This is a genomic window from Halovenus rubra, from assembly GCF_026586665.1.
Taxonomy (GTDB): Archaea; Halobacteriota; Halobacteria; order Halobacteriales; family Haloarculaceae; genus Halovenus; species Halovenus rubra.
Genome location: NZ_JAODIY010000009.1, coordinates 316,095 through 328,818 on the forward strand (window position 1 = coordinate 316,095; position 12,724 = coordinate 328,818).

Annotated in this window: 13 protein-coding genes and 1 pseudogene; 10 read left to right on the forward strand and 4 right to left on the reverse strand. The window is 55.0% G+C overall.

What is annotated here, in order from left to right:
* Positions 1-86: 86 nt before the first annotated feature.
* Positions 87-389, reverse strand: coding sequence for a DsrE family protein (locus N5098_RS08445; protein WP_267637335.1), 303 nt, complete (start codon positions 387-389; stop codon positions 87-89).
* On the opposite strand from N5098_RS08445, the gene N5098_RS08450 reads away from it, so the two are divergent.
* The 3 genes from N5098_RS08450 to N5098_RS08460 all read left to right on the forward strand — a co-directional run bounded on the left by N5098_RS08450 (position 383) and on the right by N5098_RS08460 (position 2,536).
* Positions 383-511 (forward strand): hypothetical protein, encoded by a 129-nt coding sequence (locus N5098_RS08450; protein WP_267637336.1) that lies wholly within the window; start codon positions 383-385, stop codon positions 509-511. The genes N5098_RS08445 and N5098_RS08450 overlap by 7 nt on opposite strands.
* Before the next feature lie 240 nt (positions 512-751).
* The gene (locus N5098_RS08455) at positions 752-1,282 is read left to right on the forward strand and encodes a hypothetical protein (RefSeq protein ID WP_267637337.1); all 531 of its coding nucleotides are present in this window, start codon (positions 752-754) and stop codon (positions 1,280-1,282) included.
* A gap of 426 nt (positions 1,283-1,708) precedes the next feature.
* The gene (locus N5098_RS08460) at positions 1,709-2,536 is read left to right on the forward strand and encodes a hypothetical protein (RefSeq protein ID WP_368408008.1); all 828 of its coding nucleotides are present in this window, start codon (positions 1,709-1,711) and stop codon (positions 2,534-2,536) included.
* A gap of 99 nt (positions 2,537-2,635) precedes the next feature.
* Here N5098_RS08460 and N5098_RS08465 read toward each other — a convergent pair whose 3' ends face one another.
* Positions 2,636-3,751, reverse strand: a complete 1,116-nt coding sequence (locus N5098_RS08465; protein WP_267637339.1) for a hypothetical protein — start codon at positions 3,749-3,751, stop codon at positions 2,636-2,638.
* A 121-nt stretch (positions 3,752-3,872) separates the two neighbouring features.
* On the opposite strand from N5098_RS08465, the gene N5098_RS08470 reads away from it, so the two are divergent.
* The 6 genes and pseudogenes from N5098_RS08470 (at position 3,873) to N5098_RS08495 (ending at position 8,529) form a co-directional block, all read left to right on the forward strand.
* Positions 3,873-4,631: a DUF8170 family protein gene (locus N5098_RS08470; protein ID WP_267637340.1), complete on the forward strand. Its 759-nt coding sequence runs from the start codon at positions 3,873-3,875 to the stop codon at positions 4,629-4,631.
* A gap of 232 nt (positions 4,632-4,863) precedes the next feature.
* A complete protein-coding gene (locus N5098_RS08475) occupies positions 4,864-5,517 on the forward strand; it encodes a hypothetical protein (protein ID WP_267637341.1) in 654 nt (217 codons plus the stop codon).
* A gap of 200 nt (positions 5,518-5,717) precedes the next feature.
* Entirely contained in the window at positions 5,718-6,296 is a 579-nt protein-coding gene (locus N5098_RS08480; RefSeq protein WP_267637343.1) for a hypothetical protein, read from the forward strand.
* Between the two features lie 59 nt (positions 6,297-6,355).
* Positions 6,356-6,763: pseudogene (locus N5098_RS08485) on the forward strand (IS630 family transposase); the annotation flags it as partial.
* A gap of 379 nt (positions 6,764-7,142) precedes the next feature.
* Positions 7,143-8,189: a zinc-binding dehydrogenase gene (locus N5098_RS08490; RefSeq protein ID WP_267637344.1), complete on the forward strand. Its 1,047-nt coding sequence runs from the start codon at positions 7,143-7,145 to the stop codon at positions 8,187-8,189.
* Entirely contained in the window at positions 8,179-8,529 is a 351-nt protein-coding gene (locus N5098_RS08495; RefSeq protein ID WP_267637345.1) for a DUF7977 family protein, read from the forward strand. The genes N5098_RS08490 and N5098_RS08495 overlap by 11 nt, the downstream gene beginning before the upstream one ends.
* A 14-nt stretch (positions 8,530-8,543) precedes the next feature.
* On the opposite strand, the gene dnaK is transcribed toward N5098_RS08495, so the two are convergent.
* Both dnaK and N5098_RS08505 read right to left on the reverse strand, forming a co-directional pair.
* Complete coding sequence (gene dnaK / locus N5098_RS08500; RefSeq protein ID WP_267637346.1) at positions 8,544-10,490, reverse strand: molecular chaperone DnaK; 1,947 nt, start codon at positions 10,488-10,490, stop codon at positions 8,544-8,546.
* 164 nt (positions 10,491-10,654) lie between these two features.
* A complete protein-coding gene (locus tag N5098_RS08505) occupies positions 10,655-11,401 on the reverse strand; it encodes a nucleotide exchange factor GrpE (RefSeq protein ID WP_417448664.1) in 747 nt (248 codons plus the stop codon).
* A gap of 192 nt (positions 11,402-11,593) precedes the next feature.
* Here N5098_RS08505 and N5098_RS08510 point away from each other — a divergent pair, with 192 nt between their 5' ends.
* The gene (locus N5098_RS08510; protein ID WP_267637349.1) at positions 11,594-12,544 is read left to right on the forward strand and encodes an HFX_2341 family transcriptional regulator; all 951 of its coding nucleotides are present in this window, start codon (positions 11,594-11,596) and stop codon (positions 12,542-12,544) included.
* Positions 12,545-12,724 lie beyond the last annotated feature (180 nt).

Below are 12,724 nucleotides of genomic sequence, written 5' to 3' on the forward strand. Positions count from 1 at the left end.
TATTACTATACCGCTACGGTACACTGAAAGGGTCGTTTGAGTCTCCCAGTGCAGACGTGCTGGCGATAACAAGCGTGTCAATCAAGCTATCTTTCGATTTGCTGCTGAAGAGGAGACTGACTGTGGCGGTGCATATCCACCCCATTTGCAGGTAAGTTCTCCGACGGACGTGGGGCCGTCTCGACGACGTCGAGGATGTCGTCTCGCGTCAGTCCAACGGCCTGCATTGATTTCTTGCAGGCGACGAACTGGACAGCTCCCTCGGATAGTTCGGCGATTTCCTCGGCGTAGTCGGAGTCCGACCGAACAAGTTCGATACCGGATGCGTTGGCGACGACTGCGACAGCATCCATCTCGACGGATTCGTCATCGAAGAGAGGAGTTGCCACTTGAACACGGCAGTGGCATGGGGCTGTGGGCAATCAACTGGGTCACCGACAACGCAGAGGCATCTGTCGACTTCGAAACAGAGACTGACGGCACCACAATCGTCATCAGAATTCCGGAGTGAACGGTCAAGTCTGAGCATTGCGACGGAGTTGAGTCACGTACAGTGTGGAGGCTGACTAAGCGCGCTGTAGCTCGTACGCGACACTGTATATCACCCGATTCTGGCAGAATCACCAGCTGTCAGTCCGCAGGCGCACTGGCCAGGGGGTCATCCCAACAATCCGTGAAAACAACCACATTAAGAACAGTTGTATGACGACCTGAACAAAGTATATATGTGGCTGTATTATTGACTCACATGATGGCACAGTTCAAGACATTCGAGGACGGCGTCGAGGTGAAAGGGGAGACAGTCCTCGCGTTCATCAACGGCACTCCAATGGAGCGGACGGCCCGGCAGATGCTAGCCGAAAACGGTATCGAAGACCCACAGCCTGAGGAGTGGTACTTACAGCAGTCCTATCTTGATGCCTTCGCGGAGGTTGCAGACTCCGTGGGTGAGAATACCGTGAACCGGATCGGGAAGAAAATTCCGGAAGACGCCGACTGGCCACCGGGCATCGATTCGGTCGTGGGCGGTCTGGAATCAGTCAACGAAGCCTACCAGATGAACCATCGTGGTGGCGAAATCGGTTCTTACGACGCCGAAGCGATCGACGAGACGACCGTCCAGATAACCTGCAACAATCCATATCCGTGTGTGTTCGATCGGGGACTTCTCAAAGCGACCGCTGAGCAATTCGTGGACAGGGGTGTGGCCAGGGTTGACGAGGTCGGCGACAGCTGCCGGAACGAGGGCGGCACCGACTGTGTGTACGAGGTCACCTGGTGACGGCTCCTTGGGAGCGTATCATAGACTAGTTTTTATGGCTTTCTGAGTCAGCTCTGACGAACTGATAACACCGTACAGTTCGTGAACGATGCTCTCAGCTTGTTATAGATATGGCGAAGAGATGTTCGGCGTCGCTGTTGACGAGGGGACTTTCCCCTAGCGGTTCGCCAGCGAGCGACTGGACCACTACACCGTCGCATTCCACCGTTTCGAAGTGCCGGTCGTCTTCTACCGCGAGAAACTGCTCGGTGCCGACCCGTTCCCCACGAAATACGCCGTACTGGAACTCGGTCTCCTGTCTGGGGACGCTGACCCCATCGCGGAGTGCAAGCAGCGCATCTGGGAGACTGACGTCGACGGCCTAGTCAAGGACCGTGCTGGGTTCGTCCGCGAGAGCGCTCGCGCCACTCATCGGAGGGGAACGCCATCCTGCACGCTCTCGGTCAGCACCTCGATCCCGAGACGCACTCGGTGGTATCGGCCAGTCACGGTGTCTTCGTGCCCGGTCAGTTCGGGACCTTCCCGGAGGAACATACGCAGTCGGGTATCCGCCCCTACCTCGGGAGTGGCCTACCAGACGTAGAGAGCTACGACGACCTCTTCCTACAGCGGGAAGCGATACACCCGTGGCTGCTGGACACCCGCGCTCGAGACGCGCTGAACACGCACGATCTCCGCGTCCACGGCGGCCACCCGGCACTCGCTCACGAGACCATCATGGGCCGCCGGGAGGACCAGCGAAAGCAACAGCAGACCACGAAATGGTACGTTCACGCCTACCTGCACGCCGATGACCCGACGGTACTACCGCTCGGTGAGGATGTGCTGGAAGGCCTCCAGTTCGGCGGCAAGCGCAACTACGGCTATGGCGAGGTCCAGTTGAAGGACACGCAGATGGTGGACCTCGATGAACTGGACTACTCGCGGCTCGAAGGCGCGGAGACGCACCTCATCGAACTCGTGACGCCGTTCGTGGTGGAGTCGGAGTATCCCAACGCGGACGACCGGCCTGTACCGTGGTGGTGGGCTGAGAACCGCGACGATCTCCGGCTTCGTGAGGAGAAGATCCTCGAACAGCGCGAGGTATTCAGACTGGAGGCGGCCGACCACGGGCAGGTCGTGAAGTACCTCGACGACCGTCCGGTGGAGACCGCGAAGAACGGCCTCACGCGGGTCGGCACTCACTCCCGATACGGCTTCGGTGAACTGCGACTGAAGCCCCTTGGTGAATATTATCAAGAAGCAGATAAGTAACGACTAACAGGCTACCAATGCAACATCAAAATCAGGCCGAATCGGGCGAGATAATTACAGCGGTGCTGCTGAATAAAGAAATCGTATTACCAACAACTGTTACACGAGTTTCATTGCTTGATCAGTCAGCCGGTATCGATATGCCGGCCGGACGAATACAATCTGTCCGTAATTCTCTGACTTCGTGACTTCTTCCGAGGACTCAATCGCTTCGACAGCCGTATTCAGTCGATCCACTGGATCACCGGACTGCAGAAAATCCACTACCTGTTCTGGCTTGATGCCAAATTCCGCAGCTAAAATACTACGAATTGTTCGACCAGCACCATCGGCGACGGCGACGGACGGCTCTGACGTTCGGGCCGGTGGTCCGTCCCGCTCCGCGGCGTCCTCAGCGAGCGCCGTGACTTGTAGTTCATCGTCGATATGCGCGATCAAGGCATCCAGATTCGCTTTCGCTTCCTCGGTCACCTGCCCATTTACGATCTCGTCAAGCCGTTCGCTGATCGCAAAGACGTCCGGCCCGGACGGTGCTGTTCGGGCAAGCACTCCAGCATCAACAAGGTGGTTCAGCACTGTTCTCCGTTGGTATTCGATATCGACATCGAACGAGTCGAGCAGCTCCGCCTGCTTGATTCCCTCTTCCTCAGGATCGATACCGGCATTGTAGAACGCCTTCGCAACGGTCACCTGATCGTCGACACTGCGCGTGTTCCCCTTTTGTTCTCGAATGTACCTCTCCAAGCGGTCGAAATTAGTATCGTTATCCTCGCCAATCGTGAGCGCGTCTATAACTTGAGCCGGGAGTTGGGGACGCGGTGCGTCACGATGCCGTTGGGCTTTCTCCGAAAGACGCGTGTTCTCGTACAGTGCACGCGCTACGGGGAGTCCACGGAGATAATTATACTCGTAAAGAATCTCCACACCGCGTTCAGTCAAGCCGTAGAACTGCGACGGGAGATCGCGTGCGTCCTCATTTGGCGGGTACCGGTAGCAGACGATGATGTCGTTATCACTGAGAACCTCCAATTGGTCTCGGATTGCGGCCTTGTTCTTCGGCATCATGTGCGCTAACTCATCGAGTGACGGGAGATGCTCTGGGTGCCCGAGGATGAACTGCAAAATCAAATGCCGCGTCTCCTGAGAGAGAAGACCGTAGATCTGCCGCTGTTCTTCGAACGGGCCGTCATTCTTTGCGGCAGGCGCGTCACTCATGATCTTACCTGAGAGTTCCTCGGCGACACGAATAATACTTTGGGTCAACCAATGTGGTTAAATTCCGTAATAGGCATACTAGTTAACAATCTATTTATTTGTTCGCTAAAGAGCACACAATATGGCTGACCCTGGTCCGCCTCCGAATGCAACAGAGATCATGGAGAGTGTGAACGATGCTCTCCAGGATCTCGAATTAGAACCACACGAAGCATCCGAAATACTGGGGTTCGCCAATCGAGAACTTCCGCACCTCCACACTCCCGAAGACTCGTATTTTATCCTCGGCAGCTACCGAGGCCCATACCTTCGACGGCTCCGCATTGTCCAGAACGAACTGGACAAGCGACTCGGTACGTACCCGTTCCTGCTGGCCGATCTCTCAGAATTGAATATCGACCGCCTCCCCGTCTTCCGTATTCGATTTACCCTCCTCGCCGCGCATGTCGACACTATCGTCGCCGTGTATGAACAAGACGCTGGCGGCGAAGTCACCGAACTCGGGAAAATCAGCACGACACCATATTTCGACAAATCGTACGTGCTCCCGCGGGACTACGCGTGGATGACCGAACAAAACCTCGACACGGAAACGGATGTCATCGCTGCTGCCGCGACGATCTACTTCAACGACGACCTCGACGACGCTACTACCGAAGACGAACTCGACTTGCTCCTCACAGCTGCCCACAAGAACGACATCCGACTCACGAAAGCAGAAGTCATCGACCGACTGGAGGATCGAGAAGACAGCGAACACGCACCCGTCTCATACAGTTGGGTCCATCTCAACGAATTCCGCCTCTTCGAACTCCACGATCAGTGCTTCGCCTGGTCCAGCCCCGATGACCTACGTGACATCGTCGATGAAATTCCGTAATACCGGATTGCTGATGATCGAAGTATAGGAACGAATCAGCCATCCTAGTTGGATTAGGGGTTTAGGGCTGGGAAAGCATTAGTTTCCGAGCAAGGACCCTATCCGACTGCCTTCTTGCGAATTTCGGTATCCATTTTTAATTGGATTTAAGTTGTCCAGTGACAGCCATTCGTCGTGATCCCAGAGACCTCACTCGATTCAGGAGAAGTTGTTTCTGCGCCGGCGGTGATCGATGCCGACACGAAGTCAACTCCGATTCATCCAACGGAGCGAGCCCGCAGACGAACAGTCTGAAACCGACCGCATCGCACAAATCTACCGACACTCGGACGGCTATCCCGACAGCGTCCTCCGTGACCTTGTCCAACTGAAGAAGTTGCTCGACGAGACACGTGATCTCGTAGCGCTGGTGTACGAGGCGATCAAACCACAGTATGTGCTCGGGGTGGTCAGCTACCAGTACGAAGCGCTGGGAATCGAAACCCCGTACCCAATTGACGAGGAGCGACTGGCGAACGGGCGGATCGATAATCCGACGTGGTTGATGATTTTCCCGTCCAACATGGTTGCGGAGTACGGCCGCGAGTGGCTACTGGATCTCCCAGCCGAGCGGATTGAAGAACTCGACGACGGTGCAATCCTCATCTGTGCGACCGACCAACTGGCAACGAAAGCCACGAAGCGTGGGAAGAGACGTTCATCGAGCCCATGGAACAACTCGAAGATGTCTTCGAGCACCGTAACTCCTAGTTCTGTTCCGTCCCTGCAATCTTCCTGGTTGCCCCAGGGGGTCGACGGAACGAGCGAGAGCACTCGCTCCTCAGTGGCCGGACCGCCACGAGAAACTAATCCAACTCACTACTTTGTATCTCCTCTCGCTCCCTGAACCACTCACAGAGCTGAATTGATTACAGCATACAACTGACCAATCCAGCAGTCGACCAAACTCGCGTCCACGCCAGGACTCCGACAACCCCCACTCCATTGCACTGTGAGTTGAGCAACGTTCTTGGGCGAGTCACATAGAAAACGCTGTGTCTCCGGAAAACTATTTATTGGATGGCTAAGACTAGAGGAGAAAAACCCATGCAGCGGCGAGAGATTTTGGCGAGCGGGTCGGTTGCGCTCTCTACATCCGTGAGTGATTGTCTCGGCTATTTCGGTGACGACGAGAAACGGGGCTCGGTGCGAATCACAGAAGTCAGTCCCGACCCGCAGCCCACCTTATCTGTGTCCCCAGAGGTCTCTATCACCGATGCGGTCGGTGATAAACAGTCACCTGCAAGCATCAGAGTCGCGTGGACGAATGAAACCGACGACACTGTCACGCTCAGTGGCAAATACCAAATGATCTTTACAGCCCAAACTAGCGAGGAAGGAAATGTACGCCTCCTTGGAGAGCCAGGAAATTGGAATGTAGAGTTTGATGGCTGTTGGCATATGACTGGCCCGATTGGAACAGATGGAGCATATCCATCAATCACATTTGAGCCAGGCGAGGTACACCAGGGGACGTCAGGCATCTATGCCAGTGACGAGAGCTGTCTCTCCAGCGGGGAGTATCGCTTTAAAATCAGTATAAACGAACAGGATTCGCCCCATACAAATGATCAAGGTGTGACTGATTGGTGGGGATTTGTTCTTGAGATTGTTGTTGATAAATAGGCAGACTGAATTGAGCTGTACAAATAACCTGTATTGACCACTGTAGCGGTTCTTCACCCAGGCTCTCAGTCGAACTCTCCGGGCAACGCGATTGGACGTGTCTGCTCGGCGCGATCACCGAAGACGGTGATCGCTTCTTCTCCCGGTTCACCGAGTACGTCACGGCCGACCACGCAAAACATTTGATTCTCGCGTTATGCCAAGAATTCGAAGATGACTTGATCATCGTTCTCGATGGAGCGCCGTATTTTCAGGCGTCGGCCGTCACGGACCTAGCGGCCCGTAACGACCTCGCCTTTGTGACGTTGCCGTCGTACTCACCAGACCTGAATCCTGTCGAAGAATGCTGGAAACAGCTTCAAGCATCTCTTAGCAACCGCTTCTTTGACTCACTTGACGAGCTGACGACAGCGATTGATACAGCTCTCGATCAACTTTCCACTCCAAAAGTGAGTAATTATTTCTAACTACTACTATAACTCAGTGGACGATCAACTACGACAGAGGGTTTTAGCAGAACTCTCGCCTCGATACCGACTATAGACACGTCGGGATCGTCTCAGCTCACATGCCACCCCGTGGGGTCGATGCTACAGAATTCTGTGTTTTGTCAATAGGTTCTGTTCGCTGGAAGCCCTTCGAGCAAAGCCTCACTATCCCCCACCGCCGCGCCTTTATATGCGGTTGCGTTTTAGCGTCTGAAACGGCTTATATCGACACTCTTAAAACCAAGATACTCCATATTTTCACGAGAATCCATCATGGATTTCAGCTACCTGAACAAGGTCGAACAACGCGAGACACGGTAGCGGACTCTTTTTTATTACCGCCGCCGTGGGTCCGCACATGCAAGCCGTCCAGTTCAGCGACCACGGCGACAGAGACGTTATCGAGTACGGCGAGTACGAGACGCTGGAACCGGGCCGGAACGAGGTACGAATCGATATCCATGCGGGTGCACTGAACCACCTCGATATCTGGACTCGACGAGGACTTCCCGGTGTCGAGTTGAAGATGCCACACATCCCTGGGAGTGACGGTGCAGGAATCGTCGAATCGACCGGGGAGGCAGTCTCCAGGTTCGAGCCGGGCGATAAGGTGGCTGTCTCGGCTGGGGTCAGCTGTGGCGAATGTGAGTTCTGCCGGGACGGTGAGCCGACGCTCTGTGTCAACTATCACCTTCTGGGCGAACACGTCCGAGGCGTCCATGCAGAACAGGCGGTCGTCCCTGCCGACAATCTCGTCACAGTTCCAGACCACGTCGACTGGGAAACTGCGGCAGCCGCGCCCCTTGTGTTTCAGACGGCCTGGCGGATGCTGCTCACCCGTGGTGAGCTTAAACCGGGCGAATCAGTTCTTGTCCTCGGAGCCAGCGGCGGCGTCGGTCACGCGGCGGTGCAGATTGCTGACTACGCGGGTGCGGAGGTGTACGCTACTGCTAGCACCGACAAAAAGCTAGAGTATGCCCGCGAAATCGGTGCGGACCACGTCATCAACTATGAAGATGATGACTTTGTGGCACAGATTAGTGAGAAAACCGGCAAACGTGGTGTCGATATGGTTGTCGACCATGTCGGCGCTGCCACGTGGCAAGACTCACTCAAAAGTCTCGCTCGTGGTGGGCGCGTCGTCACCTGTGGTGCGACAACTGGTGGGCAACCCGAAACCAATATTGATCGCATCTTCTGGAACCAGCTTGAGGTTATCGGGTCAACAATGGCAACACCCGGCGAGGTAGACGATGTGCTTGAACTGGTCTGGGACGGGACATTCGAGCCACGTATCAGGGCGACACTTCCAATGAGCGAGACAGCCAAAGCACACCGCCGCCTCGAAGAACGCAACGGTTTTGGAAAGGTAGTCGTAATTCCAGATGAACGATATGACAGATAGTACTAACGCGGATGCGGACGTATCCGCTGACGAGCCAGCCAAGGAGTCGAGAACCGATGGTGGCAAATCGGCAGCGAATCTGGGGAGCGACGGTTCTAATTACGCACCACCACGACACAATGAGTTTGACTGGCGAGGGTGGACGCTTGTGGGTATGACTATCTTTGCGTTTTTGATTGTTCCGGCTGCTATTCTCTACGTCCCACAGGCACAAAACCTCATTTCTAGAGTTGGGTTTTCTTGGCGGCAGGCCTACCTGACGCTTCCAATGCTCTCAGCGACACTGCTGGGTGCAACAGCAATTTGGGCTGCAGTGACATCGCGGCGGTCGTCTGAATAAAAGAACCCGTCCAGTTACTCTTCGTTGTCTTCGTCTTCGTTCTCGTCGTCTACGTCCTCAAAGTCAGCATCGACGTATTCCTCGCCCGCACCAGCCTGACCAGCGCCGGGTCCGCCGGCAGCACCGGCTCCAGGACCTGCAGCGCCTGCACCGGGGCCTGCTGCGCCGCCCATACCGCCCGGACCACCTGCTGTGGCTCCGTCGGCAGCCTGTTCAGCCTGTCCCTGATACATCTGCTTGCCGATTTCCTGCAGCTCATCTGAAAGGTCTTCGGCGGCTTCCTCTAATTCTTCTTTTGTGGCTTCTTCGTCGTCGACAACCGCTTGCAGGTCCTCGATACCGGCTTCGATTGTTTCGCGAATGTCGTCATCTACCGCGTCCTCATTTTCGTCCAGAAGCGTCTCGGCGCGCTGAATTGTCGCTTCTGCATCGTTGCGTGCTTCAATACGCTCGCGGCGCTTCTGGTCTTCTTCGGCGTGTTTCTCGGCTTCTTCCTGCATCTCTTCAATCTGGTCATCAGAGAGACCTGCCCCACCCTCGATGGTAATATCTTCTTTGCTACCGGAGGCCTTGTCCTCGGCACTGACGTTGACGATACCGTTCTCGTCAATTTCGAATGTGACCTCGATTTGTGGGACACCAGCCGGCGACGGCGGGATCCCTGTCAGGCTAAACTCGCCGAGTAGTTCGTTTTCCTCGGCGATTTCGCGCTCACCCTGGAAGACGCGAATCTGGACCATTGTCTGATTCCCTTGCGCAGTGGTGAAAATCTTTGATTCTTCGGTCGGAATGGAGGTGTTTTTCTCGATGAGACGCTCGAAGAGACCTCCTTTGACCTCAACACCGAGCGAAAGCGGTGTCACGTCGACCAGTACGATATCGTCAACGTCGCCGGAGAGGACGCCACCCTGGATTGCAGCACCAAGGCCAACTGCTTCGTCAGGATTGACGTTCTTTTTTGGCTCCTGACCAGTCATCTCGTCGACTTTCTCCTGAATCATCGGCATCCGGGTAGAGCCACCGACGAGGAGCACTTCGTCAATATCACTTTCGGTCAGCCCAGCGTCGTCAAGTGCTGTTTCTGTCGGACCGACTGTCCGCTGTGCGAGGTCACTCGCTAGAGACTCGAATTTTGCGCGTGTAAGTGAGGCTTCGAGGTCTTTTGGCCCTTCGTCGTCAGCAGCGATAAACGGCAGATTGATTGTTGTCTCTTTGCGGTTCGAGAGTTCGACTTTGGCCTCTTCGGCGGCTTCAGTGAGCCGTTGGAGGGCCTGTCGGTCTTCACGGAGGTCGATGCCGTGTTCGTCCTCGAAGTCGTCAGCCAGCCAGTCGATGATTACTTGGTCCCAGTCGTCGCCACCGAGGTCGTTGTCACCGTTGGTAGAGACAACCTCGTAAACGCCACCACCGAGTTCGAGAATAGAGACGTCGAAGGTACCACCACCGAGGTCGTACACCAGCACAGTCTGGTCGGACTCATCGTCGAGACCGTACGCCATTGCTGCAGCCGTCGGCTCGTTAATTATGCGTTCGACCTCGAAACCAGCAATTTCGCCAGCATCCTTAGTCGCCTGACGCTGTCGGTCAGAGAAGTATGCTGGAACCGTGATGACTGCTCTCTCGATGTCCTCACCGAGGTAGTCTTCGGCGTCCCGTTTAATCTTCTGAAGAGTCATCGCCGACACCTGCTCAGGCGTATACTCCTCGCCGTCGATGTCGACGCTGTAATCGTCTTCACCCATGTGACGCTTGATAGACTGAATCGTGTCTTCTGGGTTCTGGACGGCCTGGTTTTTCGCCGGTTTGCCGACGAGCTGTTCACCATCGGAGAACGCGACAACGGAGGGTGTCGTTCGTTCACCCTCGCTGTTGACGATAATCTCCGGGTCGCCACCTTCCATGACCGCGAACGCGCTGTTCGTGGTCCCGAGGTCGATGCCGAGAATCTTGTTGCTTGCCATGTTATCCATAACTATCTGATTCCACCGCTTAAAAGTTGCTAGATGCGGCGAATATGTGTTGCCCACACACGCCGTTATCTCCCGAATTTGGGGGACTCGGTTGGGCTAGCCCCAAACTTTATCATTGCACCGCAAATCCACCGATAGTACCGATTCTGCGGGGGTTATTCGTCATCGACAAGCGACCCATCGCTGACAGCAACTTGCGCGGGGCGCAGCACTTTCTCACCCATGACGTATCCAGGGCGGTGAACCTGTGCGATGGTATCTTCGGGCTGGTCTGCGGCGATAGTTGCAAGGACTTCATGCCGGCGCGGGTCCGTCTCTTTGCCAACGTCGGGATGAATCGTCTCGACGTTTTCGCGTTCTAGTTGCTGGTCGAACTGGTCCAGCGTCGATTCGACACCGCCACGGATATCGGCGTCTTCGTCCTGGTCAAGTGCTCGTTCAAGATTGTCCCGCACATCGAGTAAACGAGTTACGAAGTCTTCTGTTGCCCGTTCTTTTTCGTCTTCAAGCCGTTTTTTCTGCCGTTTCTTGTAGTTCTGGAAGTCCGCTTGCTTGCGGGCCAATCGAGATTCGAGGTCGTCTGCACGCTCTTGTTCTTTTGCCAGTTTTGTCTCGAGACGGTCCGTCTCTGTCCGTAACACAGCTAAAGTCTTCGCAAGCCGTTCTTCCGGAATCTCTGCAAGTTCCGTCAGGAGAGCGTCGTCGACTCGGACGTCTGCTGGGTCAACTGACTGGCCCCTCTCCGTGCTTGAGTCCGTGTCTGAGGTTTGTCCAGAGGCTCTGTCTGAAACGATATCGGCAAGCACAGCATCGACATCCTCGTCAGGCGCTGTGGCAAGGTCCGACAGAAATTCAGTTACGGATTCTTCTGTTCGTTCATTGGAGTCTGCATCGGCTGGTATTTCGGTTTCTTCGTCTGTTCGTTCTTCAGCATCGCGCTCGTCGTTTTGTTCGTCAGCAGATGCTGAATCCATATTTTTGTCATCCGCGTCCTGCGCGGTCATATCCGGTATAAAGCTATTGGACAATAAAAAGTGCGCGACACTAACTGCGATACGGGGGGATATTTATTTGTACCTCACGAGTTATCAGACATGCAAACACACATCGTTCCGGTCGGGTTTGATTATGACCGGGTTATCGCGCCGCTCGTGCGCGAGCAGATGGATGTTGACCACGTCATCCTGCTCAAGGGTGATGTAGGAAGTCAGGCAAATGTCGAGTACTCCCGCCAACTTGCCGAAAAACTCGAACAGGACTTTCGGAGTCTTCTCGGTGCAGAGACTGAACAGTACGTCATCGGAGACGTCTACGACTACGACAGCGCATTCGAACAGGCCTTCGCCCTTATTCTTCAGGAACTCGACCACAGTGGTCCCGCCGAAGACAGTGAAGTGTGGGTTAATGTTTCGGCAATGCCACGAACTGTCTCGTTTGCCTTTGCGACCGCTGCTCACTCTATTATGGTTGAGCGCGAATCGGACAGAGACCGGATTCACACGTACTACACAGTTCCGGAGAAATATCTCGAAACGGAACTCGCAGAGGAACTGCGTGCACAGCGGGACCTCCTCGAAGAACTGCAGTCGTCAGCGGTTGGCTCAGAGACAGAAAAAGCAGAACGAATCGAACAGCGACTGCAAGGTGCACAGGACCTCCTTTCAGAGTTCGACGAGCGGGGGACGACAATCGGAGCCAAAGAAATTGACGGGAGTCATATCGTCGAGTTACCAGTTGCGTCCTTTTCGAACGTCAAGCCCTTCGAGGAAGTCATCCTGTTTACCCTGGGTGAACACGAGGAGTTCGATTCGGTATCAGAGTTGGCTCAACAGCTCGCACGGGAGCTGGGCGAAGAGTACACCGACTCCTTCCGCTCGAAGGTGATATACACTGTCGACAGGCTCGGGCCGGGTGGGAAGGGGTATATCGAACAGGAATCACACGGCAAATCCTATCACACCAAGCTATCGCGGATTGGCCGCCTGTGGGTTCGCGCACACTCCAGACGTGACGATGACCACGAACTCGAATATCTATCACAGTAAGCGTCGATAAAGAACTGTCCGCGTTTGCGTCGAGGCTCTGTGGACAGAAAACCGAAGGCATTAATCCGAAGGACATTCGATACATCGATACTGATGGGTCGAGTACAGACGACTCTGGTTTTCGTCTCTCACGTAGTAGGGCCGTCTTGGCCCTAGTATTACCTCAACTCGACGCCGGCA